Genomic DNA, 21,878 nt, shown 5'->3' with positions numbered 1-21,878 from the left:
GGCTTCATCACTACAATCATCACAGACCCCATACCGGGATCGGTGGTCTTACTCCATCAGAACGCGTTCACAACCTCACGGGGAACTACATCTAGCCCGCCGCTAGGACCGTAAGGCCGCGATCAATTCCGCGAGAGCGGGTGGTCGCGGCCTTCCCTTAATCATCGCGATGCCGATCGGCAGGCGGGAGATGCGGTCCTCCAGCGGCACCCACGCGAGCCCGCGGATGGCGGTGAGGTCGGCGAGCTGCATCGGCAGCAGGCAGAGCGTGTCGAGGTCGAGCACGCTGGTGAGCAGCACGTTCCACGAGTCGTTCGTGAAGACGACGTCGGGGGAGAACCCGGCCTGCTGGCAGCGTTCTTCGAGCATCTCGCCGAGCACGTAGTTATCGGATAGCGACGAAAACTTTGGCCGGCAAGGTCGGAATAGGTCACGGCATGACGTGTGGCCAAGGGGTGGTCCTCGCACATGACGGCGGCGACGGTATAGGTGCCGTAATCGCCGGACAGGGGCTGAATCTCCAGATCGGGCTCGTAGCAGGGGAATGAGACCACGCCTATGTCCAGCTGGCCGCTCGCGATCTCACGCTGCATCGCGCGCGATCCGGACTGCACGAGCGAGACTTCGACGTCGGGGTGGCTCGCCATGAACCGGGTGATCTGGGGCATGAACTGCATCGAGAACAAAACGGTGAGGCCGACGCGAATGCGGCTCTTATCGGGCGCACCGAGGGCCCGCACCTGATGGGCGACCTCGTCGATCCGCTCGAGGATGGGGCTGCCCTTGTCGTATAGGAGCTGGCCGGCGGGCGTGAGCGACAGGGGAGTGGTGGAGCGGTCCAGGAGTTGGACGCCGAGCGACTTTTCAAGCTTTTGGATCGCGACGGTCAGCGTCGGTTGTGTCACGAAGAGTGTGCGCGCCGCCCCCGACATGCTGCCGGCGTCGGCGACGGCAACAAAATACTTCAGCTGGCGGAAATCCACTCTTGCAGACTACGTTGCGGGACGGAGCGGGTAAAGGAGAGCGAAAAAGCTAGGGTGGCCCTATGGAGTCCACAGTTCGAGTCGCGGTACAAGGCGAGATCGGGTCAAATTCGGATCGGGCCGTGCAGCAGATGCTGCCGGGCGCACAGGTGGTGCCCTGCGAATCGTTTACCGCGGCGTTCGACGCGATCCACGATGGCCAGGCTGATCTCGCGTTGATCCCGGTCGAGAACTCCTCGGCGGGACGCGTCGCGGATCCGCACCTGCTGCTACCCGGCTCGGACCTTCACATCATTGGCGAGCATTTCCTGCCTATCCACTTTGACCTCGTCGCGATCCCGGAGGCGACGTTCGAGACGATTCAGACCGTGCGCAGCCACGTGCATGCCTTCGGCCAGTGCTCCCAGCTGATGCGCGAGCGCGAATGGCGTCGTCACGTTAGCGCGGATACGGCGGGCGCCGCCCGCGAGGTCGCACTGCTGAAAGACCCGAGCATCGCCGCGCTCGCCCCGGTGGGGACGGCCGAGCGTTTCGGCCTGAAAGTGCTGCGCTCCCACGTCGAGGATTCGGCCCAAAACGCGACCCGCTTCGTGCTGCTGTCACCCAAATCGACGATCACGGATACGAAACCCGCGATCACGACGCTGCTGTTTCGCGTCCGCAACGTGCCCGCCGCGCTATATAAGTGCCTCGGCGGATTCGCGACGAACTCGGTCAACATCACGAAACTCGAGAGCTACCAGCTGGGAGGGACGTTCTTCGCGTCGCAGTTCTATATCGACATCGACGGGCACGTCGAGGACACGAGCGTCCAGCTCGCGCTCGAGGAGCTCGAATTCTTTGTCACCGACCTGAAGATCCTCGGCTGCTACCCGGCCCACCCCTACCGCGGGAACCTCGATGAGCCCTCGTGTGAAAGACATCGCGAGCGCGCATGAAATGACGGGCGTGAAGCGGCGGTCATTGCTCGATACACTACCGGGTAGCTGATCTTCATTTCCGACCCAAGGATGCACCACCCGTGAGTAGCACCAAGCCGCTGTCTGTCGCCGTTGTGGGAGCCGGACCTGCCGGCATTTACGCCTCCGATATCCTCGCGAAATCAGGCCTCGATGTCTCGATCGACCTGTTCGAAAAGCTCCCGGCGCCCTACGGCCTGGTGCGCTACGGCGTCGCCCCCGACCATCCGCGGATCAAGCAGATCATCGTCGCCCTGTACAAGATCCTGCAGCGCGGCGACATCCGCCTCATCGGTAACGTCGAGGTCGGCAAGGACGTCACGGTCGAAGACCTGCGCGCGCACTACGACGCCGTCATCTTCTCGACGGGCTCCGATGACGACGCGCCGCTGCCCATCCCGGGCATTGACCTCGACGGCTCCTACGGCGCCTCGAAGTTCGTGTTCTGGTACGACGGCCACCCGGACTATCCGCGCACGTGGCCGCTTGAGGCCGAACAGGTCGCCGTCATCGGCAATGGCAACGTCGCACTCGACGTCGCCCGCATTCTCGCCAAGCACGTCGAGGACCTCATGCCGACGGAGATCCCCGAAAACGTCGTCGAGGGCCTGAAGGCTTCGCCCGTCACCGACGTGCACGTCTTCGGCCGTCGCGGCCCCGCCCAGGTGAAGTTCTCGCCGCTCGAACTGCGCGAACTCGGCAAGGTGCCCGACGTCGACGTCATCGTCTACGAAGAGGATTTCGACTTCGACGAAGGCAGCGAGGAAGCGATCCGCACGTCGAACCAGACGAAGCAGGTCGTCAAAACCCTCGTCGACTGGACGCTGAAGGACCCGGCGGAGTGCACGGCCTCGCGCCGCATCCACCTGCACTTCTTCCACCGCCCGGTCGAGCTCATCGGGACCGACAAGGTCGAGGCGATCCGCACCGAGCGCACCGAGCTCGTCGGCGACGGCACCGTGCGCGGCACCGGCGAATTCATCGACACTCCCGTGCAGGCCGTCTACCGCGCCGTCGGCTACTACGGCTGCGAGGTCCCCGGCCTGCCCTTCGATTCCGCCCGTGGCGTCATCCCGAACGACGAAGGCCGCGTCCTCGGCGAGGACGGCGAGGTCATGCCCGGCATTTACGCGACGGGCTGGATCAAGCGCGGGCCCGTCGGCCTCATTGGTTCGACGAAGTCCGACGCCCAGCAGACCATCGGCCACCTCGTCGAGGATGCGGAGGCCGGCAAGCTGCACGCCACCTCGGATGCGATCGGCCACGAGGCGATGATGGCTGACCTCGACGCGCGCGGCGTGCGCTACACGACGTGGCAGGGCTGGGAACTGCTCGACGCCTATGAGCGTGAACTCGGCGAAACCTACGGCGAACTCGGCAGCGGCAAGACCCGCGAGCGCGTCAAGGTCGTCGAGCGGGAAACCATGACGGCCATCGCGCGTGGCGAAGACCACGATGGCCGGCTCTATTAGCGATAACGGCGGGGAATACTCCCGCTTTCGGAATCGTTGACCTGAATATGCACAGGCATTACAACGGTTTGAAGACCGCCCTCCTGCTGGGCGGCATGTGGGCACTACTCATGGCGCTTGGCGCCCTCGTGTCCCGCGGAATGAACACGCCCTGGCTGCTGTGGGTCTTCGCCCTCGGCGGCCTCGTCATGACGTTCATTTCCTACTGGAACTCCGACAAGATCGCGGTCCGTTCGATGAACGCCTATCCCGTCAGTCGGGAACAGGCGCCGCGGCTCTATGCGATCGTCGAGGAACTCTCGGCGCGCGCGAACCAGCCGATGCCCCGGCTCTACATCGCGCCGACGAACCAGCCGAACGCGTTTGCCACCGGCCGCAACCCGCAAAACGCTGCCGTGTGCTGCACCGAGGGGATCTTGCAGATCCTGAACGAGCGCGAACTGCGTGGCGTCCTCGGCCACGAGCTCATGCACGTGTACAACCGCGACATCCTCACGTCCTCGGTCGCCGCGGCGATCGGTGGTGTCATCACCTCGATCGCGCAGTTCCTCATGTTTTTTGGTGGCGGCCGTAACCGCGAGGGCGGCAACTCGCTCGCGATGCTCGCGATGGCGCTGCTCGCCCCGTTCGCCGCGACCGTCATCCAGCTGGCCGTCTCCCGCACCCGCGAATACGACGCGGATGAGGACGGCGCAAAGCTCACGGGCGACCCGCTGGCGCTCGCGAGCGCGCTGAAGAAGCTCGAGTCCGGGGTATCGGCGCGTCCGCTACCGGACACCCCGGACCTGCAGTCGGTCTCGCATCTCATGATCGCGAACCCGTTCCGCGGCGGGGGACTGAAGAACCTGTTCGCGACGCACCCGCCGATGGCTGACCGCATCGGTCGGCTGGAGAAGATGGCGGGCTACTAAACCGTTAGCGGTAGTTGACGAACTGCAACGCCGCATCGATCTCGGCGCCCTTCAGGAGAGCAATGACCTCCTGGAGGGCGTCACGCGATTTCGAGCTGACGCGCAGCTCATCGCCCTGGATCTGCGCCTTGACGCCCTTGGGGCCCTCGTCGCGGATCAGCTTCGTCAGCTTCTTCGCGTTTTCCTGGCTGAGGCCCTCCTTGAGCGTGCCCTCGAGGCGGTATTCCTTGCCGGAGGCCTTCGGTTCCTTGTCTCCCAGGTCGATGGCCTTCAGGGAGACGCCGCGTCGCACGAGCTTGGACTGGAACACGTCGAGGATCGCAAGGACGCGCTCCGCGGAGTTCGCCACCATGACGATCGTGTCCCCCGACCACGTGATCGAGGCACCGACGTTCTTGAAGTCATAGCGCTGGCTTACTTCTTTCGCGGCCTGGTTCAGGGCGTTGTCGACCTCCTGGCGATCGACCTTGCTGACGACGTCGAATGAGGAATCAGCCATGAGTGCTCCTAGATTGTGGTGTGTTCAGTCACGTTCACGAACGCGACCCTGCTAACAGCCCACATTATCGGCAAAAGCGCGACGGGGCTCACGTCGGGCGATTTGGCATTGCTCGCGTATCTCCTGCTAATCTGGCTTTCGCACCACTTGCGTGCACGGCGGGTTGCCCGAGCGGCCAAAGGGAGCTGACTGTAAATCAGCCGCGGAATGCTTCGGGGGTTCGAATCCCTCACCCGCCACCAAAGAAAACCAGAGTCTGAAGTTGAATCCGGCTCTGGTTCTTTTTATGTGTGGCCGCCTCCCCGCGCGGGAGCGGCGGGTTGTGTGACGATGAGGTCACCCCCTAAGGGCTCCCTTCATGCCGCAACCTTAAGGAGTGCCCCTGTACCGGGGACCGTCTATTGGTTTCGGAGTATTCCTGGCCGTCGTCGGCGCGATCCTTGCGTTCGCCGTCGCCGATCGGTTTTCGGGAGTCAACCTCCAGATGATCGGATATATCTGCCTCGCCGCTGGCGTCGTCCTCGTGCTCATCGGAATCGCGATGGGAGCCCGCTCGGGCCGCAGCGCGACCGAGCGTCACGTGACCCGCGACGCTGCCGGTGGAACCCACGAGTCGATCGAGCATCGCGACGTCTAAAAAGTGTGTGGCACGACACCGAACCGCAATTTCCCATTAACCGGAGTTGTTGTGTAAAGTCATCTACGCCGCCCCGATAGCTCAGTCGGCAGAGCGTCTCCATGGTAAGGAGAAGGTCAAGGGTTCGATTCCCTTTCGGGGCTCTGGTTCTGTTAAGGACCGACCACGGATGCGTAAGCATTCGGCCTGGCGGGGTAGCTCAGATGGTTAGAGCGCACGACTCATAATCGTGAGGTCGCGGGTTCGATCCCCGCCTCCGCTACCAAAGCTAGTAAGAACCGCCCTGCGGTTACCGACGAACGTGAGGAACGAACGTGGCCAGCAAGTCCGCGGATGTGCGCCCCAAGATCACGCTTGCATGCGAGGACTGCAAGGAGCGCAACTACATCACCAAGAAGAACCGCCGGAACACCCCGGATCGACTCGAGCTCCCGAAGTACTGCCCGCGCTGCAACAAGAAGACGAATCACCGCGAGACGCGCTAGCACTTATCGCGTCGTCCCCTAGTCTTGGGGCATGACTTCCCAAAGCAAACGGCCCACGAGTGTCAGTCTTGACCTCGTGGGCCGAACTTATGGTCCAGCCACCTACGAGGTAGCCGCGGTCAAACTGCGCGAATTTGCGCAGGCGACGGGCGCGAGCAACCCGATCTACTTCGAGCGCGAGGTCGCGCAACGCGAGGGTTACCGCGACGTCGTCGCGACGCCGACGTTCGCCGTCGTCCCCGCCCAGGCCGCCGAGGCCGCCTATATCTCCGACCCCGCGTCGGGCATCGACTTCACCCGCGTCGTGCACGCCGATGAGTCCTTCACTCACATTCGTCCGATCGTCGCGGGCGATGTCCTGTCGACAACGGTTGAGGTGACGAACCTCGTCGATCGCGGTCCGCTCACCCTCGTGACGACGACCGCGCGAATCCACGATGCCGATGACGATCTGGTGTGCGTTGTGACGTCGACGCTCGCCGTGAGGGGGCAGTGACATGAGCAGCGAGATTTCCGTCGGCGATGAACTGTTCGCCACCACGGTCGAGATCGATCGGACGATGCTCGTCGCGTACGCGGGTGCGTCGGGGGATCACAATCCCATCCACTACAACGACGCCGCGGCGAGCGCGGCCGGGCTGCCCGGGGTACTCGCGCACGGCATGCTGACGATGGGGCTCGCGGCGACGGCGCTCGCGCAGTGGGCCGACGACCCGCATCTCGTCACCGAGGTCTCGACGCGGTTCTCGCGGCCGGTCGTCGTGCCCGGCGATGGCGTCGCCACCCTCGACATCGTCGGGGTCGCGGGCGAGGTCACCGACGAGGCGATCCGCGTCGATCTCAAAGTCACGTGCGAGGGCAAGGGCGTGCTCACGCGTGCGCGCGCGCTGGTGGAAAAAGCCTGAGTATTGTGGAGCTATGAGTTGCTCCGTTCCCGACAAGGGTCCCGCGATCAGTGTTGAGCCCGTCGCCTCCTGGGCGCCGCGGCCTACCGATCAGGCGCCGGTGCGTTTTTCCGATCTCACGACGCTGCGAATCGGTGGCGAGATCGGGGAATACCACGAGGTCGATGGGGCAGAGGAGCTCGCGGCCGCCGTCGCGGCGACCGACGAGGGGGGCAAGAAACTGCTCGTCATCGGCGGGGGCTCCAACCTCGTTGCCGCCGATGCGGCGTTCGACGGCGTCGTCATCCGCGATACGCGCCAGTGGATCGAGCTCGAGGCCGAGGACGGCTGCGGCGGCGCGGCCGTGCGCGTGAGCGCGGGCCAACCGTGGGATGCGTTCGTCGCGCACACGATCGAAAACGGCTGGATGGGCGTCGAGGCGCTGTCCGGAATCCCCGGCACCGTCGGGGCGGCGCCCGTGCAGAACGTCGGCGCCTACGGCCAGGAGGTCTCCGGCACGATCTCGGCCGTGCGCGTGTTCGACCGGCTGGAAAAGCAGCGGCGGCTCCTGACGCTCGCCGAGCTCGGCTTCGGCTACCGCACGTCGCTGCTGAAGCGATCGCTGACCGATACCGAGGCCGGCGGGGGCCGGACGTGGGGCCCGACGGGACGCTTCGTCGTCCTCGAAGTCTCCTTCCAGATGCGGCTCGCGACGCTGTCCGAGCCGGTGCGCTATGCGGAGCTCGCGCGCACGCTCGGCGTCGAGCTGCACGATCGCGCGCCCGCCGTCGACGTGCGGCAGGCGGTGCTCGAGCTGCGCCGGTCCAAGGGCATGGTGCTGGACGAAGCCGATCACGACACGTGGTCGGCGGGGTCGTTCTTCACCAACCCGATCATCGAGGCCGCGCACGCTGACGAGCTGCCCGAGGGTGCGCCACGCTATCCCGTCACAGATCCCACGAAGGTGCGCAGCATCGGGCAGGAACCGCCCGTCGTCGACGGGCTCGTGAAGACCAGCGCGGCATGGCTCATCAACCATGCCGGGTTCGACAAGGGCTACGGCATGCCGGGGCCCGCTGCGCTGTCGGGCAAGCACGCGCTCGCGCTGACCAACCGGGGCGAGGCCACCGGCGCCGATATCCGCGAACTCGCCGCCACCGTCCAGGCGGGGGTGCGCGAGGCGTTCGGGATCGAGCTCGTGCCCGAACCTATCGTCCTGTAGCCGCAAGCGGCGCGAACTGCGCGTCGAGCAGGCGTGCGAGGGCCGCGGGATCGACCTCGAGATTGCGGCCGCGCTGGCCGGCCGAGACGATAATCGTCGGCTGCGTGCGAGCACTATCGTCGATGAAACACGGCAGCGCCGTCGTCGATCCGATCGCCGTGATCCCGCCCATGACGTAGCCGGTGGCGCGCTCGGCTGCCGTGCGCTCGGCGAGCCGCGCCTTCTTCGCCCCACGGGCCCGCGCGACGACCTTCAGGTCGAGGCGCGCGGCGACCGGGACGAGGGCGAAGATGAGCTCGCCTGCCGCGTCGACGACGAGCGTCTTGAACACCTTCGGCGCGGGCAGGCCGGTGAGGGCGACAGCTTCGTCGCCGAAATTATGGTCGCCGGACGCCGCCTCGTAGGTGCGCACGCGGGCGGTGATGCCGGCTTCGCTCAGGATGCGTTCAGCTCGCGTCGCTGCCATGGTCACGCTCCAAAAAAATCGACGGCGTTCGCGACGGTGGCGATGACGTCGCGGTCGGACAGGATCGCGAAGTGGCCGGGCCGCGTCAGATCGATCTGGTGGGCGCCCGGCAGGTGCGCGTGCTGCGGAACGTGCGGGTCGAAGCTCGGCTGGATCGAGACGATGCGCGCATCGCTTTCGTGCGGCGACATTGCGGCGGAAATCATCGCGGAGCCGGGCCGCAGGGAGCGCACGCCCAGACCCGGCCAGAACAGCGATGCATAGCGCGAGCCCTGCCACGGCGTCGCGAGCGCCACCATGCCGGCGATGCGGTGCCCTTCAGCGCCCATCATCACCTGCTTGCCGACGAGGCCGCCCTTGGAGTGTGCGAGGAGGATGACGCTGGTGAGATCATTGGCGACGAGATAGCGCTCGACGCGCTCGCGCAGCCACGACATCGGCGCGAGCTGGCGAGCCAGGTGCGGGACACGGTGGATGGTGTGGCCGCGGCGGCGCAGCGGCCGCGTGAGTTCGCGCAGATCGGTGGGAGTCTCATAAATTCCGGGCAGCACAATGATGTCGTGGCGGCGCTCTCGGGCAAGGGGCTCCTTGCCGGCCAGCCGGGCGATGAACCGGTCGAAGGGAGCCCGCAGCCGGAGCGCCGTGAAGGCTCGATAGTCCGCCGACCAGTCCCGCCAGTGCGGCGCCGCGGTACGCAGATCGCTCACGATATCGCGGGCCACGGTGGCCCCACGACGCAGTCGGTCGGCGATCTGCCGCAGCATTAGGAATACACCTCGGTTTCGAGAAACTCGGTGATGAGGCCGAAAATCTCGGTGTCGTGAGCGTAGATGACGCTGTGCGCCGCGCCCGAGACGACACGTGGGTTTGCCGCGCCGAGCCACTCCAGCCATGCCGTCGGGCAGATATAGTCGTATTCGCCGCGCACGAGCAGCGTCGGGCACTGCACGAGCGGGATTCGCTGCTCGATCGGGTAGCGCATCATCTGGGGGAGTACGTCGAGGAACCATGCGATGCCGCACTGCAGGTAGGCGCGTACCGCGATCAGTCGCAGCTGGCGTGATTCGTGCACCGAGGACTGCGCGAACCGCAGTACCTGTAGGGCGACGTTGCGCTCCGCGTCGTTGACCGGCGGCCCGATGAGGACCCCGGCCTGCGCGTAGTCGGGGGCCTTCGCCATGAGCTCGGTGACGACCTGGGCGCCCATGGAGTGCCCGATGATGATCGGTTTTTCAACGCCGTGCGCGACGAGCACCTGGTGGATGACACCTGCGAAGCCCGCGATCGAGAGTGGTTCGGGCGGCTGGGGCAGGTTCGCGAAGCCCGGCATGTCGATGAGGAACACCTCGCCAAGGCCTGACAGGTCCTCGGAGAGCTTCACGAAATAACGCGAGGAGACACCCATCCCGTGGATGAGGACGAACGTCGGTCGGGTGTGCTCTTTCTGGGGGCCAGTGTTGGGCAGACCCGGGAACCGGTCGCCCGGCGTGGAACCCGGTCCCGAATAGGCCTTGCGGAAGATGCGTACCCACGTGTCGTGCGTGCGCACGAGCTCCGCCGAGAGCCGGTCGATCGGGTTGTCCTTACGGCGAAAAACGGGACGAAGCTTGATCGGACGTTGGCGGCGTAGGGGGCGGGTCACGGATCCAAGCTTATCCAGTCGTCGACCTCCGCTAACCATGTTTTCTTCGCCGCGTCGGAGGCGAGCGAGGCACGGATCGAGGAGCGGGCAAGGTCGGCGAGTTCCGCATCGCTCAGTTTGTGATCGCGGCGCGCGATCTCGTACTGGTCGACGAGCCGGGAGCGGAACAGCAGGGGGTCATCGGCGCCGAGGGCGATATCGGCGCCCGCTGCCATGAGCTGGCGCAGCGGAACCTGGGATGGCCCGTTGTAGACGCCGAGCGAGACGTTAGATGCCGGGCAGACCTCGAGGGCAATGCCGTCGGCGACGAGCCGGTCGAGCAGTTCGGGATCTTCTCCGGCGCGCACGCCGTGGCCGAGGCGGCGCGGTTTGAGGTGCGCGATCACCTGCCGGATGTGGTCCGGCCCGAGGAGTTCACCGCCGTGCGGTACCCCGGGCAGGCCGGCGTGGCGGGCGAGGCGGAACGCGGAAGCGAACTCGGAAGTATCGCCTGCGCGCTCATCGTTCGACAGCCCGAAGGCGACGACACCGCCGGGCGCATCGGAGGCGTACTGCGCGGCGAGTCGCGCGAGGGTGCGCGCATCGAGGGGATGGCGGATGCGTGAGGCCGCGACGATAACGCCGACCTCGACCCCCGTCGCCTCTGAGGCCTCGCGCGCCTCGTCGAGGATGATCTCCAGTGCGGGCGTGATGCCGCCGACGAAGGGGGCATAGGATGTGGGATCGACCTGGATCTCAAGGCGACGGCTGCCCTCGGCCGCATCGTCCTCGGCGGCCTGACGTACGATCCGGCGCATCGTCCGCTCGGAGCGGACGACCGCGCGGGCCGCGTCGTAATGCCGCTGGAAACGGAACCAGCCGCGCTGGTCGGCGGGAAAGTGCAGCGCGTCAGTATCCGTGAGGGAATCGGGCAGACGCACGCCGATCTCGTCGGCGATATTGCGCAGGCTCTCGTGCCGTAGCGAACCCGTAAAGTGCAGATGCAGGTGCGCCTTGGGCAGGGTCGTCAAATCGCGCACGACCCCATTCTGACAGATCGCGCGGCTGTGGTTGGCTAGAGTCATGACGAGCGAGCTAGCTTCCCCTGCCGAGCTCCTAGACATCGATCACGCGCGCGCCGCGGTGATCGATGCTTGGCTCGCTGATGCTGGCGCGCTGGAGACGATGCGGCGGCGCTCGATGTTCTATCTGCCGTATCCCGTCGCTGTCTTTGACGCCACCGTCGCGGGGGAGGAACGCATCTTCGTCCTGACGTCGGCTCGCACTCCCGAGGAAAGGACCGGAGGGGAGCTGACTGTCTTCGCATACCCCGATGACCCCTTCCTTCCCGAGCTGGCTCACCTTGCGCGTCACCCGGGCGCGCAGTTGCTCGCCTACCGGCCCACCCGGCGTGCGGTCCTCTCACTGCCGGGCGTGGGCTTTGCAAAGGTGAGCTCGCCCGCACGCATTGCACGTCTCGCGCATGCCCATGACCTGCTGCGTGATGCGGGCCTGCCCGCCGCTCAGGTTGTGCAGCGGCACCGCGGCTACCTCATCACGTCTCGCGTGCGGGGTCGGCCGCTCACCAGCATGCTGAACGAATGTGGGGGAGCGGAGACCTACCGGCAGGTGCGCGGTTTGCTCGACGCGCTGCCCGCCGCGGCGCTTGAACTGCCCGCGAGGCCATCGTGGTGCGAGCGGATCGAGCGGCACGCCGATCTGGCCCGCGCGCTCTTCCCAGACCCGCGAATCGACGTCGTCGCACGGGTCGTCGCCGCGGAGATTGCGGCGGGCGCGCCGGGCGATCTCGTGCCCACCCACGGCGACTTCTACGAATGCAATGTCCTCACCGATGGCCGGCACATCACGGGGCTGCTCGACATCGATACGCTCGGGCCGGGCTGGCGGATCGACGACGTGGCATGCCTGCTCGGACACCTGTCGGCCGTTCGGTGGTATCGTGACGATGTGCTCTACCGGCGGCGCGTCACGGACCTGTTTCGTGCCGCGTGCGAGGATCATGATGCTGCCCGGCTCGCGGTCCGCACCGCTGGCGTGTTGGTTACGCTCGTGCCCGGCGCCATGCGCCTCGCACAGCGCCCGGCCTGGGAGAAGCGCGATATCGCTGATCTGCGGCTCGGGATCGCTCGCGGCTGGCTGGCCGCCGCGGAGATTTAGGGGGAAATCATGGCAAAGCACACTCGCCGCTGGTTGACCATCTCGAGCGCGGTCGTCCTCGTGGCACTCGCGGCGCCGCAGGCCTGGCGATTTGGGGCCGCCGCGTCGCGCATCGACGTGCCCGCCGCTCACGAGGCCGACGTACTTGTCGTCTTAGGTGCCGCGATCTGGGGCAAAGACACCCCCTCGCCGTATCTGCGCTACCGCCTGGACGAGGCCCTGGAGCACCGTCGGGACGGCACCCCGATCGTCGTCTCGGGTGATGGTCGCGACCCGAACTGGTCGGAGACGACCGTAATGAAGAAGTATCTGCATGAAAATGGCGTCGCGCTGGACGATATTGCGGAAGACCCGCATGGCCTCGACTCGATGGCGACGTGCCGCTACGTCGCCGAGAACTATCCCGGACGCAAGGTCGCATTCGTCTCGCAGGGCTACCACCTGCCGCGCGTGATCGCGCTGTGCCGATCGATCGGCGTGGACGGCTACGGATTTGCTGACCAGCGCGGCCGACAGCATTCGAGCACGTGGACTAGCGGCGTTCTGCGCGAAATCCCCGCTACGTATAAGGCTGCCTTCGAAGCGATTGCCGCCCACGTGGAATAGCCCCCCGGGCCCTCGGTGTTGATATAAGTGGACGGCGAAGGCCGCCTCATCTCGGATCAACACGGGGGACGCATGCGCGCGATACTCAACATCATTTGGCTCATCTTCGGTGGCCTGTGGCTTGCCCTGGGCTACCTACTGTTCGGGATCATCGCCTGCATTTTCATCGTGACGATCCCCGCCGGCATCGCGTCCTTCCGGATGGCGGGCTACGCCCTGTGGCCGTTCGGTCGCACCGTCGTCGCAGACCCGCATGCGGGCTCGATGTCGGCGATCGGTAACGTCATCTGGTTCTTTATCGCCGGCATCTGGCTCGCGATCGGTCACATCATGACGGCCGCGGCGCAGGCGGTCACGATCATCGGGATCCCGCTCGCGATCGCGAACGTCAAGATGATCCCGGTGACGTGCTTCCCGTTCGGCAAGATCGTCGTGCCCGTCTCCGCGATGCCGCAGGGCTACACCCAGCTCAACGCGGTTCGGCTCTAGGAGTCAGCCAAAAGTTTTTGGATCCGCTCGATACCTGCGACGAGATCCTCATCGCCGAGCGCGTAGGACAGGCGCAGGTATCCGGGCGTGCCGAAGGCTTCGCCGGGAACGACCGCAACCTCGGCCTGATCCAGGATGACGCCGGCCAGATCGGCAGAGGATTCGACCTTGACGTCGCCGATCGTGCGGCCGAGCACGCCGTGGACAGTGGGGTAGGCATAAAACGCGCCGGTCGGCGTCGGGACGCTGAAACCGTCGATCGCCGAGAGCATCTCGACCATCGTCTTGCGGCGACGATCGAATGCCTCGCGCATCCGCGCCACCTCATCGAGCGAGCCGGTCAGGGCCGCGATCGCTGCGCGCTGCGCGACGTTGCACACGTTCGAGGTGAGGTGCGACTGGAACGAGGTGGCTGCCTTAATGACATCGGCGGGGCCGACCATCCAGCCGACGCGCCAGCCGGTCATCGCGTAGGTTTTTGCGACGCCGTTGAGCACGATCGTCGTATCGGCGAGCTCCGGCACGAGCTTGACGATGGGGGAGAAGACCGCGTCGTCGTAGACCAGGTGCTCGTAGATTTCGTCGGTGATGACCCACACGCCGTGCTCGAGCGCCCAGCGCCCGATTTCTTCGGTCTCCTCGGGTGTGTAGACCGAGCCCGTCGGGTTAGACGGAGAGCAGAACAGCAGCGCCTTGGTGCGCTCGGTGCGGGCCGCCTCGAGTTGGGCGACGCTCACCTTGTAGTTGGTGTCGGCCCCGGCGACGACGGGCACGGCCGTCCCGCCGGCGAGAGCGATCGCCTCCGGGTAGGTCGTCCAGTACGGGGCGGGCAGCAGCACTTCGTCGCCCTCGTTGACGATCGCGGCGAAGGCCTGGAATACCGCCTGCTTGCCGCCGTTGGTGACGAGGACCGTGGCCGGGTCGATCTCATAGCCCGAATCACGCTTTGTCTTATCGGCGATCGCCTGCTTCAGTGTCGGAAGGCCCGCGGCCGGCGTGTAGCGGTGATTCGCGGGGTCCTGGCACGCAGCCACGGCGGCGTCAACGATCGCGGCGGGCGTCGGGAAATCCGGTTCGCCGGCACCGAAACCGATAACGGGGCGACCGGCAGCCTTCAGGGCCTTGGCCTTCGCATCGACGGCGAGAGTCGCCGACGGGGTGATGGCGGCAAGGCGGGCGGACAGACGGCCGGCAGATGCAGTTTCTTCGCTCTTCACCTCGCCATTGTTGCGAATCTCGTCGCATGCGCCTAGCGTCTTTCACCATCCGGACCCTCGTCGGGCAAAGAAATTAGACGCGAGACGCGGCTAGCCCATATGATGGACCGGCGCACGTGACGAACACGATACGGCAGCGGTAAAAAACTGCGGTAGACTCGTGCGAGTGCCCGCTACAGCTGTAGCGGAATAGGGCAGTGGCGCAATTGGTAGCGCACCGGTCTCCAAAACCGGCGGTTGTGGGTTCGAGTCCCTCCTGCCCTGCCAGACCAGCTCGCGGTTCGGCGCAGCGTGACATATTCCAGGTCCTCGCCCACCCGGCCGCGAGGGCCTGAACCTTTGCCGAGACAACGAGGAGCCAGCGTGAGCCAATCCGCCGAAACCGGCGCCGGTAAGTCCCGTCCCGCGGCGAACCGCGAAAAGCGCGGTCTATTCGCGCGCATTGCCCTGTTCTACCGCCAGGTGGTGGCCGAACTCCGCAAGACGGTTCGCCCGACCAAGACAGAGCTGTGGACGTTCTTCACCGTCGTCCTCATCTTCGTCCTTGCCGTGATGGCCTACGTCGGCGTCCTCGACTTCGTCTTTGGCAAGCTCGTCCTCTTTATCTACGGCCGCTAGGTCAGTAAAGGCAGGTAACTCTCAGTGTCCGACACGATTGAGACTCCCGAATCGCCCGCCGGCGACGAGAACGTCGCTGCTGACGGCGCGCTCGAGGTCGACCCGTTGGAGGATCTGCGTCGCTCCCTGCGCATGCAGGACGGTAACTGGTACGCCATCCACACCTACGCCGGCTACGAGCGCAAGGTGAAGGCCAACCTCGAGATGCGCAGCGAATACCTGCAGGTCGAGGACAAGATCCACGAAGTCCAGGTCCCGATGGAAGAAGTCATCGAGATCAAGAACACGAAGCAGAAGAAGGTCTCGCGCGTTCGCATCCCGTCCTACGTCCTCGTGCGTCTCGACGACGATGAGGCCACCTGGGACCGCGTCTGGGATGCCGTCCGCCACACGCCCGGCGTTACCGGCTTCGTGGGCGATGCTTACCACCCGATCCCGCTGACGCTCGACGAGGTCTTCGACATGCTCTCGCCGTCCGTCGCGCAGCAGGCCTCGGAAGAAATCGGCAAGCCCGTCGAGACCGCCACCCCGATCCTCGTCGACTTCGAGGTTGGCGAGGCCGTGACCGTGACCGATGGTCCGTTCGAGACCATGGCGGCCACGATCTCCGAAATCGATGCCGCAGCCCAGAAGCTGCAGGTACTCGTCACGATCTTCGGCCGGGAAACCCCGGTCGAGCTGAGCTTCGACCAGGTGAAGAAGGACTAGTTCCCCGCCTGCCAGAAAGCTCAGTGCCGGTGCCTGCCGGTACACCACCACATATCCAACTAGATAGGACCCAACATGCCTCCCAAGAAGAAGGTTGCCGGTCTGATCAAGCTCCAGATCCAGGCCGGTGCGGCCAACCCCGCACCGCCGATCGGTCCCGCGCTCGGTCAGCACGGCGTCAACATCATGGAGTTCTGCAAGGCGTACAACGCCGCGACTGAGTCGCAGCGCGGTAACGTCGTGCCGGTCGAAATCACCGTTTACGAAGACCGCTCCTTCACGTTCATCACGAAGACCCCGCCGGCGGCGGAACTCATCAAGAAGGCTGCCGGTCTGCAGAAGGCTTCGGGCCGCCCGAACACCGAAAAGGTGGGCAAGCTGACCCGCGCCCAGGTCGAAGAGATCGCCCAGACCAAGATGGCCGACCTCAACGCTAACGACATCGACGCCGCCGCGAAGATCATCGCCGGCACCGCCCGTTCCATGGGCATCGAGGTCGAAGGCTAATCACCCCCACAGTGGCAGGAGCCGCGCGCTCCGTACCACGACTGCAAGGAGAAATAAGCAGATGGCAAAGCGCAGCAAGAACTACCTGAAGGGGCAGGAGAAGATCCACCCCGGCGAGCTGTACGGCCCCCAGGATGCCGTTCGCATCGCGAAAGAAACCGCCACTACCAAGTTCGACTCCACGGTCGATGTCGTGTTCCGTCTCGGCGTCGATCCCCGTAAGGCAGACCAGATGGTGCGCGGCACCGTCAACCTGCCGCACGGCACCGGCAAGACCGCCCGGGTCCTGGTCTTCGCCGTGGGTGAGCGCGCCCAGCAGGCACTGGACGCCGGAGCCGACGAAGTCGGTGGCGACGAGCTCATCGAGAAGGTTGCCGGAGGCTACGTCGACTTCGACGCCGCCGTCGCGACGCCGGACATGATGGGCAAGGTCGGCCGCCTTGGCCGCGTGCTCGGCCCCCGTGGCCTTATGCCGAACCCGAAGACGGGCACTGTCACCATGGACGTGGCCAAGGCCGTCAACGACATCAAGGGTGGCCGCATCGAGTTCCGCGTGGACAAGCACTCCAACCTCCACTTCCTCATCGGTAAGGCCTCCTTCACCGAAAAGCAGCTCGTGGAGAACTACGCGGCGGCGCTCGACGAAATCCTGCGTCTAAAGCCGGCCTCCTCGAAGGGCCGATACATCCGCAAGGCGACCATGTCGACCACGATGGGCCCCGGCATTCCGCTGGATGCCACCAAGACCCGTATCCTCGATTCTGAGGACGCGTCCTAACTGATGCCCCGAAGCGCCCCGCTGGACTCCAGTGGGGCGCTTCGCCGTAAAGGAGAAATTCGCGCCATGAGCAAGACCACCACCGCCGCTGCCCTCGCTCTCGGAGCGGGAGCTCTGACCTGGCTCGTGCACCGTAGTCGCGCCGTCGCAAAGTCCGACCCGACGCTGCGCCACCGGTTTAACTACCGCGTATTTCCAGCGAACAACCCCGCAGTGCTGTGGTACTACACGAATATCGTCCACAAGCCGACGGAGCCCATCGAGGGCGTCGGCGTGGGGTTCGTGACGACGCCGACCGCGTCGAGCACCGATAACCACGAGGTCGACCTGTACACCTTCGAGCCCACGGGCGTCGAACTCTCCGATGGCATCGCCGTGTGGATCCATGGCGGTGGCCTCATCATGGGCAGCACCGAACTCGATATCGAATCGTGCTCCAAGCTCGCTCACGATCTCGGGACCACGGTCGTCAGTGTCGACTACCGGCTCGCTCCCGAGCACCCCTATCCTGCCGCAATCGATGACTGCGTCGCCGCCATCCGCTGGGCGTACGAGGAGGCGAAGGCCGGGAAGTTCAACCCGGACAAGATCGTCGTCATCGGCGCGAGCGCCGGTGGGGGGCTGGCCGCCGCTGCGGTCCAGCGGGCGCATGATGAGGGCATCCCGGTGGCGTTCCAGGCGCTCATTTACCCGATGCTCGATGCGACAACCGGCCAGCGGCCGACCCCGGGCCGCGGCGAGTTTTCCTGGACGCCGTCGGCGAACCGTTACGGCTGGCGCAGCTACCTGGGCGCCCTGCCGCGCCCGCGCGATGGTCGTCCCTATGCGGTGCCTGCCGAGCGCGAGGACTTGTCCGGCCTGCCGCCGGCATGGATCGGCGTCGGTGACCTCGATCTGTTCTTTGATGAGGACCTCGAATATGCGCGGCGGCTGCGCGAAGCGGGCGTTGAGGTCGAACTCGTCGCCGTGCCGGGCATGTACCACGCGGCCGATGGGCTCGCGCCCGATGCCCCGAAGATGCGCACCTTCCGCGCCTCGATGATCTCAGCGCTGCGCGAGGTGCTGCACTCCTAGCGCTGTTGCGCGCTCGCCACCCGCTCGATGTTGCGGATGATGGGCTTGTAGTGCTGCGCGACCGCGGAGAGGTAGGCAGCGAGGTCGCCGTCTTCGGCGGCCTGCAGCATATCCCCGTGCGAGCGGGCCGTAATGACGATGTCCTCGGGCGTCGGCACGCCGAGCATCGGCGCCGTCACCATGTGGATCTTCCAAAACGCCTCGACGAGCTGCGTCATGAGTTCGGAGTTCAACGGCTCGCCCAGCATGACGTGAAAGGCGCGGTCCTCGTCGGCGAAGACTTCGCCGTTTTCTGCCTTCTCATTCATCTCAGTGACGACGCGCCATATGTCGTCGTGTCGCTTGCCCTTCATCACCTGCACGAGGCTCGGACCGATCGACACGTCGAGCCGGTGTCGCACATCGACGATCTCGCGCAGGACCTGCAGGCCAGAGTCTTGGGCCATGGCGCCGCGAAAGACGATGGAGTCGATCATCGGCTGCAGCGACATCTTGCCGACGAACGTGCCCGTCCCGTGCCGGACCTCGACAATATCGAGCGCGGCGAGGGTGCGGATGGCTTCCCGCACGGACGAGCGCGAGACGTTGAGGATCTCGCACAACTCGGTCTCGGTCGGTATCGCGTCGCCGGGACGTAGTCCCTTGCGCAAAATGAGGTCCTTAATCTCCTGCATCGTCGAGGCGTGCAGGAGCCGGGAACCACGTTGCCGAGTGGTCGAGAGAGCCATGGGGTTGCCTTTCAATTACGAGGGCACAAAGGATATCCTCCGGGCGCACGGAGTCACAAAGTCGATTTTCTTGCATCGCGTCGAAACACCGGGTAATCTGAGTCTACCAGCGTCAGACATCAGACGTCCGATAAGTCAGGAGATTTCAATGACGAATCCACTGGGAGGGACCGACCGTCGTAGCTTCTTGAAGCTCGCGGGTACCCTCACCGCCGCTGCCGGAATTGCTGCGACCCTGTCCGCGTGTGGCGGTGACAAGGGCGGAGACACCAAGGGTGGAACCTCCGGGGAGGGCGCGAAGCCCAAGACCGAGGGTGGCACCATCAACGCCGGCATTTCCTATGAACTCGGCACCAATGGCTATGACCCCATGACGACCACCGCGGCCCTCACGATCGCCGCGAACTGGCACACCATGGAAGGCCTGTTCGAGATCATGCCGACCGAGGACCGCACCTGCTACGCGGCGCTGTCCAAGGATGACGAGCCCGTCAAGGTCGACGACACCACCTACGAAGTGACGCTCCGCGATGGCGCGAAGTTCCACAACGGTGAGAACGTCACGACCGAAGACGTCGTATTCTCCTTCGAGCGCGTCATGGACCCGGCCAACAAGTCACTGTACGCCGGTTTCATCCCGTTCATCGATTCGGTCAGTGCGAAGGACGACAAGACCGTCACCTTCAAGCTGAAGTACCCCTTCTCGCTGCTGAAGGAACGCCTCTCGACCGTCAAGATCGTCCCCAAGGCTGCCGCGGCGGACAAGGACGCGTTCGACGCCAAGCCGGTGGGCACCGGTCCGTACAAGATGACCGATAACGGCGCCCAGTCCAAGCAGGTCTCCTTCGAAAAGTTCGCCGACTACACCGGCCCGAAGCCGGCCAAGGCGGACAAGATGGTGTGGCGCATCGTTCCCGATGCCTCCACCCGCACCAACGCCATCGAGTCCAAGGCCGTCCAGGCCATCGACTCGGTGCCCTACCTGTCGATCGAGCAGGTCAAGGGCTCCGCGTCCGTCGAGTCCGTCCAGGGCTTCGGCCTCCTGTTCATCATGTTCAACAACGGTGACAACTCGCCGATGAAGGACCTGAAGAACCGCCAGGCCGCGATGTACGCGCTCGACATGGACAAGGTCATCAACACCGGCCTGCTCGGCCAGGCGAAGGCCGCGTCGTGCTTCGTGCAGGAAAACCACCGCGACTACAAGAAGGCCAAGGTCGTCTACTCGCTCGACGCCGACAAGTCGAAGTCGCTGCTGGGAGAGACCGGCCTGACCAAGGTCCGCATGAACGTGACCGACCACGACTGGGTCAAGCAGTGCACCCCGATCATCAAGGAATCGCTCGAGGCCGTCGGCCTCCAGGTCGAATTCAACGAGATGCAGTCGGCGGACCTGTACAACACCATCGACTCCAACGACAACTGGGATATCGTCGTCGCCCCCGGTGACCCCTCGGTCTTCGGTGATGATTCCGACCTCCTGCTGCGCTGGTGGTTCGGTGGCGACATCTGGACTGACACCCGCATGCACTGGAAGGGCGCCGAGGCGCATAAGCAGGTCACCGATCTGCTGGCCAAGGCCGCCGAGCAGAACGGCGAAGAGCAGAAGGCCACGTGGCACGAGGTCTTCGACGTGATCTCCGAGCAGGTCCCGCTGTACCCGCTCTTCCACCGCAAGGCTCCCTCCGCGTGGGATCCGCAGACGCTGCCCGACTTCAAGCCGATTTCGCTGACCGGCCTGTCGTTCGTCGACGTCTCAACGACGCAGTAGCAACTCTCGCTGCCGACATGACGTGGCGGCCATCGACCCAGATGGCCGCCACCGTCTGTTTCATGCTGCCCAAAACTCCAAGGAAGTAGCCACGCGTGTCTAACCTGATTCGCCTTATCGGCAGGCGATTAGTTGCATTGCCGATCATGATTCTCGGCGTGACGTTCCTCGTATTCTTCGTCATGTCGTTTTCTCCCGCCGATCCCGCCCGCCTCGCGCTGGGCGAATCGGCCTCCGCCGACGCCGTCGAGGCCTACCGCATCGAGCACGGCCTGAACGACCCACTCATCGTGCGCTACGGCCGGTTCCTGTGGGGCCTCATCACCTCCTTCGATCTGGGACGCTCCACGGGCTACACCTCAGTGAACTCGCTCGTCGCCGATGCCTTCCCGATCACGCTGCAGCTGACCTTCGTCGGCCTCGCGATCGCGATCGTCATCTCCTTCGTCCTCGGCGTCATCGCCGCCCTCTACCGCGACCGCTGGCCCGACCAGATCATCCGTGTCGTCTCCATCGCCTCGCTCGCGACCCCGTCGTTCTGGCTCGCGATCCTCATGATCCAGGCCTTCGGTACCGTGCCGTCGGGAACCGGAACGTTCCCCGCGCTCGTGACGAACTGGGTGCCGTTTAGCGAAGACCCCGCGACCTACCTGCGCAATATCTTCTTGCCGTCGCTCGCGCTCGCGATCCCCGTGTCGGGCTCGCTCACGCGCGTCATCCGCACGGCGATGGTCGAAGAACTCGACCGCGACTACGTCCGCACCGCGATCGGCGCCGGCATCCCCAAGGGTGTCGTCATCGGCCGTAACGTCCTGCGCAACGCGCTCATCACGCCCATCACGGTGCTCGGCCTGCGCGTCGGCTACCTCATGGGTGGCGCCGTCGTCATCGAGATCATCTTCAACATTCAGGCCATGGGCCAGCTGATCCTGGACGGCGTCAAGCGCAATGACGTCTACCTCGTCCAGGGCGTGACGCTCACCGTCTCCATTGCCTTCATCGTGATCAACATCATCGTTGACCTGCTCTACGTGCTCGTCAACCCGCGGATTAGGAGCGTGTAAC

26 protein-coding genes, 4 tRNA genes and 2 pseudogenes are annotated in these 21,878 nt (G+C 65.2%); 23 read left to right on the top strand and 9 right to left on the bottom strand.

What is annotated here, in order from left to right; all coding sequences use genetic code 11:
- Nucleotides 1-102: 102 nt before the first annotated feature.
- Nucleotides 103-707, bottom strand: a pseudogene (locus BSZ39_RS14440) (LysR family transcriptional regulator substrate-binding protein).
- On the opposite strand from BSZ39_RS14440, the gene BSZ39_RS14435 reads away from it, so the two are divergent.
- Complete coding sequence (locus BSZ39_RS14435) at nucleotides 636-794, top strand: hypothetical protein (RefSeq protein ID WP_245792391.1); 159 nt, start codon at nucleotides 636-638, stop codon at nucleotides 792-794. The pseudogene BSZ39_RS14440 and the gene BSZ39_RS14435 sit on opposite strands and share 72 nt — an antisense overlap.
- Nucleotides 795-809: 15 nt before the next feature.
- On the opposite strand, the pseudogene BSZ39_RS14935 reads toward BSZ39_RS14435, so the two are convergent.
- Nucleotides 810-983, bottom strand: a pseudogene (locus BSZ39_RS14935) (LysR family transcriptional regulator); the annotation flags it as partial.
- 62 nt (nucleotides 984-1,045) lie between these two features.
- Here BSZ39_RS14935 and BSZ39_RS00920 point away from each other — a divergent pair.
- The 3 genes from BSZ39_RS00920 (at nucleotide 1,046) to htpX (ending at nucleotide 4,325) form a co-directional block, all read left to right on the top strand.
- Nucleotides 1,046-1,921 carry a prephenate dehydratase gene (locus tag BSZ39_RS00920; protein ID WP_073715518.1) on the top strand — a complete coding sequence of 292 codons (876 nt, stop codon included), beginning with the start codon at nucleotides 1,046-1,048 and terminating at the stop codon, nucleotides 1,919-1,921.
- Nucleotides 1,922-2,004: 83 nt separating this feature from the next.
- A complete protein-coding gene (locus BSZ39_RS00915; RefSeq protein ID WP_073715517.1) occupies nucleotides 2,005-3,414 on the top strand; it encodes an FAD-dependent oxidoreductase in 1,410 nt (469 codons plus the stop codon).
- 47 nt (nucleotides 3,415-3,461) lie between these two features.
- Complete coding sequence (gene htpX / locus BSZ39_RS00910; RefSeq protein ID WP_073715516.1) at nucleotides 3,462-4,325, top strand: zinc metalloprotease HtpX; 864 nt, start codon at nucleotides 3,462-3,464, stop codon at nucleotides 4,323-4,325.
- 4 nt (nucleotides 4,326-4,329) lie between these two features.
- Here the strand turns inward: htpX and BSZ39_RS00905 are convergent, their stop codons facing one another.
- Nucleotides 4,330-4,824, bottom strand: coding sequence for a YajQ family cyclic di-GMP-binding protein (locus BSZ39_RS00905; RefSeq protein ID WP_073715515.1), 495 nt, complete (start codon nucleotides 4,822-4,824; stop codon nucleotides 4,330-4,332).
- 157 nt (nucleotides 4,825-4,981) lie between these two features.
- Here BSZ39_RS00905 and BSZ39_RS00900 point away from each other — a divergent pair.
- From BSZ39_RS00900 to BSZ39_RS00865, 8 genes are all read left to right on the top strand, one after another.
- Nucleotides 4,982-5,066, top strand: a tRNA-Tyr gene (locus BSZ39_RS00900).
- A gap of 134 nt (nucleotides 5,067-5,200) precedes the next feature.
- Complete coding sequence (locus BSZ39_RS00895; protein WP_143180303.1) at nucleotides 5,201-5,461, top strand: DUF6458 family protein; 261 nt, start codon at nucleotides 5,201-5,203, stop codon at nucleotides 5,459-5,461.
- Between the two features lie 70 nt (nucleotides 5,462-5,531).
- Nucleotides 5,532-5,604: transfer RNA gene (locus tag BSZ39_RS00890), tRNA-Thr, on the top strand.
- A gap of 45 nt (nucleotides 5,605-5,649) precedes the next feature.
- Nucleotides 5,650-5,726: transfer RNA gene (locus BSZ39_RS00885), tRNA-Met, on the top strand.
- 49 nt (nucleotides 5,727-5,775) lie between these two features.
- A complete protein-coding gene (rpmG, locus tag BSZ39_RS00880; protein WP_073715514.1) occupies nucleotides 5,776-5,946 on the top strand; it encodes a 50S ribosomal protein L33 in 171 nt (56 codons plus the stop codon).
- A 76-nt stretch (nucleotides 5,947-6,022) separates the two neighbouring features.
- On the top strand, nucleotides 6,023-6,442 hold the full coding sequence (locus BSZ39_RS00875) for an FAS1-like dehydratase domain-containing protein (protein WP_222842820.1): 420 nt from the start codon (nucleotides 6,023-6,025) through the stop codon (nucleotides 6,440-6,442).
- Nucleotide 6,443: 1 nt separating this feature from the next.
- Nucleotides 6,444-6,851 (top strand): MaoC/PaaZ C-terminal domain-containing protein, encoded by a 408-nt coding sequence (locus tag BSZ39_RS00870; protein ID WP_073715512.1) that lies wholly within the window; start codon nucleotides 6,444-6,446, stop codon nucleotides 6,849-6,851.
- 13 nt (nucleotides 6,852-6,864) lie between these two features.
- On the top strand, nucleotides 6,865-8,052 hold the full coding sequence (locus BSZ39_RS00865; RefSeq protein WP_073715511.1) for a UDP-N-acetylmuramate dehydrogenase: 1,188 nt from the start codon (nucleotides 6,865-6,867) through the stop codon (nucleotides 8,050-8,052).
- On the opposite strand, the gene BSZ39_RS00860 is transcribed toward BSZ39_RS00865, so the two are convergent.
- From BSZ39_RS00860 to BSZ39_RS00845, 4 genes are read right to left on the bottom strand one after another with little or no spacing between them, the layout of a single operon-like run.
- Nucleotides 8,039-8,518, bottom strand: a complete 480-nt coding sequence (locus tag BSZ39_RS00860; protein ID WP_073715510.1) for an aminoacyl-tRNA deacylase — start codon at nucleotides 8,516-8,518, stop codon at nucleotides 8,039-8,041. The two genes, BSZ39_RS00865 and BSZ39_RS00860, sit on opposite strands and share 14 nt — an antisense overlap.
- A 2-nt stretch (nucleotides 8,519-8,520) precedes the next feature.
- Nucleotides 8,521-9,282: an esterase/lipase family protein gene (locus BSZ39_RS00855; RefSeq protein ID WP_083602818.1), complete on the bottom strand. Its 762-nt coding sequence runs from the start codon at nucleotides 9,280-9,282 to the stop codon at nucleotides 8,521-8,523.
- Nucleotides 9,282-10,160, bottom strand: coding sequence for an alpha/beta fold hydrolase (locus BSZ39_RS00850; protein ID WP_073715509.1), 879 nt, complete (start codon nucleotides 10,158-10,160; stop codon nucleotides 9,282-9,284). Before BSZ39_RS00850 ends, BSZ39_RS00855 begins: the two co-directional genes overlap by 1 nt.
- Nucleotides 10,157-11,179 carry an adenosine deaminase gene (locus tag BSZ39_RS00845; protein ID WP_073715523.1) on the bottom strand — a complete coding sequence of 341 codons (1,023 nt, stop codon included), beginning with the start codon at nucleotides 11,177-11,179 and terminating at the stop codon, nucleotides 10,157-10,159. The genes BSZ39_RS00850 and BSZ39_RS00845 overlap by 4 nt, the downstream gene beginning before the upstream one ends.
- A 43-nt stretch (nucleotides 11,180-11,222) precedes the next feature.
- Here BSZ39_RS00845 and BSZ39_RS00840 point away from each other — a divergent pair, with 43 nt between their 5' ends.
- From BSZ39_RS00840 to BSZ39_RS00830, 3 genes are all read left to right on the top strand, one after another.
- A complete protein-coding gene (locus BSZ39_RS00840) occupies nucleotides 11,223-12,317 on the top strand; it encodes a phosphotransferase (protein WP_073715508.1) in 1,095 nt (364 codons plus the stop codon).
- Nucleotides 12,318-12,326: 9 nt separating this feature from the next.
- The gene (locus BSZ39_RS00835) at nucleotides 12,327-12,923 is read left to right on the top strand and encodes a SanA/YdcF family protein (protein ID WP_073715507.1); all 597 of its coding nucleotides are present in this window, start codon (nucleotides 12,327-12,329) and stop codon (nucleotides 12,921-12,923) included.
- Between the two features lie 72 nt (nucleotides 12,924-12,995).
- Entirely contained in the window at nucleotides 12,996-13,412 is a 417-nt protein-coding gene (locus tag BSZ39_RS00830) for a YccF domain-containing protein (RefSeq protein WP_073715522.1), read from the top strand.
- Here BSZ39_RS00830 and BSZ39_RS00825 read toward each other — a convergent pair.
- Nucleotides 13,409-14,629 carry a pyridoxal phosphate-dependent aminotransferase gene (locus BSZ39_RS00825; protein ID WP_073715506.1) on the bottom strand — a complete coding sequence of 407 codons (1,221 nt, stop codon included), beginning with the start codon at nucleotides 14,627-14,629 and terminating at the stop codon, nucleotides 13,409-13,411. The genes BSZ39_RS00830 and BSZ39_RS00825 overlap by 4 nt on opposite strands.
- A gap of 191 nt (nucleotides 14,630-14,820) precedes the next feature.
- Here BSZ39_RS00825 and BSZ39_RS00820 point away from each other — a divergent pair.
- The 6 genes from BSZ39_RS00820 to BSZ39_RS00795 all read left to right on the top strand — a co-directional run bounded on the left by BSZ39_RS00820 (nucleotide 14,821) and on the right by BSZ39_RS00795 (nucleotide 18,314).
- Nucleotides 14,821-14,896 (top strand) — tRNA-Trp (locus tag BSZ39_RS00820).
- A 96-nt stretch (nucleotides 14,897-14,992) separates the two neighbouring features.
- Nucleotides 14,993-15,247 (top strand): preprotein translocase subunit SecE, encoded by a 255-nt coding sequence (secE, locus tag BSZ39_RS00815; RefSeq protein ID WP_073715505.1) that lies wholly within the window; start codon nucleotides 14,993-14,995, stop codon nucleotides 15,245-15,247.
- 24 nt (nucleotides 15,248-15,271) lie between these two features.
- A complete protein-coding gene (gene nusG, locus BSZ39_RS00810) occupies nucleotides 15,272-15,955 on the top strand; it encodes a transcription termination/antitermination protein NusG (RefSeq protein ID WP_073715504.1) in 684 nt (227 codons plus the stop codon).
- 75 nt (nucleotides 15,956-16,030) lie between these two features.
- Nucleotides 16,031-16,462, top strand: coding sequence for a 50S ribosomal protein L11 (rplK, locus tag BSZ39_RS00805; RefSeq protein ID WP_073715503.1), 432 nt, complete (start codon nucleotides 16,031-16,033; stop codon nucleotides 16,460-16,462).
- A gap of 61 nt (nucleotides 16,463-16,523) precedes the next feature.
- Nucleotides 16,524-17,240 (top strand): 50S ribosomal protein L1, encoded by a 717-nt coding sequence (gene rplA, locus BSZ39_RS00800; RefSeq protein WP_073715502.1) that lies wholly within the window; start codon nucleotides 16,524-16,526, stop codon nucleotides 17,238-17,240.
- A 66-nt stretch (nucleotides 17,241-17,306) separates the two neighbouring features.
- The gene (locus BSZ39_RS00795; protein WP_073715501.1) at nucleotides 17,307-18,314 is read left to right on the top strand and encodes an alpha/beta hydrolase; all 1,008 of its coding nucleotides are present in this window, start codon (nucleotides 17,307-17,309) and stop codon (nucleotides 18,312-18,314) included.
- On the opposite strand, the gene BSZ39_RS00790 is transcribed toward BSZ39_RS00795, so the two are convergent.
- Nucleotides 18,311-19,042 carry a FadR/GntR family transcriptional regulator gene (locus tag BSZ39_RS00790; RefSeq protein WP_073715500.1) on the bottom strand — a complete coding sequence of 244 codons (732 nt, stop codon included), beginning with the start codon at nucleotides 19,040-19,042 and terminating at the stop codon, nucleotides 18,311-18,313. The two genes, BSZ39_RS00795 and BSZ39_RS00790, sit on opposite strands and share 4 nt — an antisense overlap.
- 148 nt (nucleotides 19,043-19,190) lie before the next feature.
- On the opposite strand from BSZ39_RS00790, the gene BSZ39_RS00785 reads away from it, so the two are divergent.
- Both BSZ39_RS00785 and BSZ39_RS00780 read left to right on the top strand, forming a co-directional pair.
- Nucleotides 19,191-20,813 carry an ABC transporter substrate-binding protein gene (locus tag BSZ39_RS00785; protein ID WP_073715499.1) on the top strand — a complete coding sequence of 541 codons (1,623 nt, stop codon included), beginning with the start codon at nucleotides 19,191-19,193 and terminating at the stop codon, nucleotides 20,811-20,813.
- Nucleotides 20,814-20,908: 95 nt separating this feature from the next.
- Complete coding sequence (locus BSZ39_RS00780; protein WP_073715498.1) at nucleotides 20,909-21,877, top strand: ABC transporter permease; 969 nt, start codon at nucleotides 20,909-20,911, stop codon at nucleotides 21,875-21,877.
- The last annotated feature ends 1 nt before the right edge of the window (nucleotide 21,878 follow it).

The sequence above is a fragment of the Bowdeniella nasicola genome (assembly GCF_001907295.1).
In the GTDB taxonomy this organism is placed as follows: Bacteria; Actinomycetota; Actinomycetes; order Actinomycetales; family Actinomycetaceae; genus Bowdeniella; species Bowdeniella nasicola.
Note: the sequence above shows the minus strand (reverse complement) of the source record. Positions and strands in the feature narration are given on the sequence as shown.

Coding starts and splice junctions, on each gene's coding strand:
- BSZ39_RS00870 (WP_073715512.1), top strand. CDS start 6,444: ATGAGCAGCGAGATTTCCGTCGGCGATGAACTGTTCGCCACCACGGTC.
- BSZ39_RS00920 (WP_073715518.1), top strand. CDS start 1,046: ATGGAGTCCACAGTTCGAGTCGCGGTACAAGGCGAGATCGGGTCAAAT.
- BSZ39_RS00840 (WP_073715508.1), top strand. CDS start 11,223: ATGACGAGCGAGCTAGCTTCCCCTGCCGAGCTCCTAGACATCGATCAC.
- rplA (WP_073715502.1), top strand. CDS start 16,524: ATGGCAAAGCGCAGCAAGAACTACCTGAAGGGGCAGGAGAAGATCCAC.
- BSZ39_RS00855 (WP_083602818.1), bottom strand. CDS start 9,282: ATGCTGCGGCAGATCGCCGACCGACTGCGTCGTGGGGCCACCGTGGCC.
- BSZ39_RS00785 (WP_073715499.1), top strand. CDS start 19,191: ATGACGAATCCACTGGGAGGGACCGACCGTCGTAGCTTCTTGAAGCTC.
- BSZ39_RS00835 (WP_073715507.1), top strand. CDS start 12,327: ATGGCAAAGCACACTCGCCGCTGGTTGACCATCTCGAGCGCGGTCGTC.
- BSZ39_RS00905 (WP_073715515.1), bottom strand. CDS start 4,824: ATGGCTGATTCCTCATTCGACGTCGTCAGCAAGGTCGATCGCCAGGAG.
- rplK (WP_073715503.1), top strand. CDS start 16,031: ATGCCTCCCAAGAAGAAGGTTGCCGGTCTGATCAAGCTCCAGATCCAG.
- BSZ39_RS00865 (WP_073715511.1), top strand. CDS start 6,865: ATGAGTTGCTCCGTTCCCGACAAGGGTCCCGCGATCAGTGTTGAGCCC.
- BSZ39_RS00795 (WP_073715501.1), top strand. CDS start 17,307: ATGAGCAAGACCACCACCGCCGCTGCCCTCGCTCTCGGAGCGGGAGCT.
- BSZ39_RS00790 (WP_073715500.1), bottom strand. CDS start 19,042: ATGGCTCTCTCGACCACTCGGCAACGTGGTTCCCGGCTCCTGCACGCC.
- BSZ39_RS00830 (WP_073715522.1), top strand. CDS start 12,996: ATGCGCGCGATACTCAACATCATTTGGCTCATCTTCGGTGGCCTGTGG.
- BSZ39_RS00860 (WP_073715510.1), bottom strand. CDS start 8,518: ATGGCAGCGACGCGAGCTGAACGCATCCTGAGCGAAGCCGGCATCACC.
- htpX (WP_073715516.1), top strand. CDS start 3,462: ATGCACAGGCATTACAACGGTTTGAAGACCGCCCTCCTGCTGGGCGGC.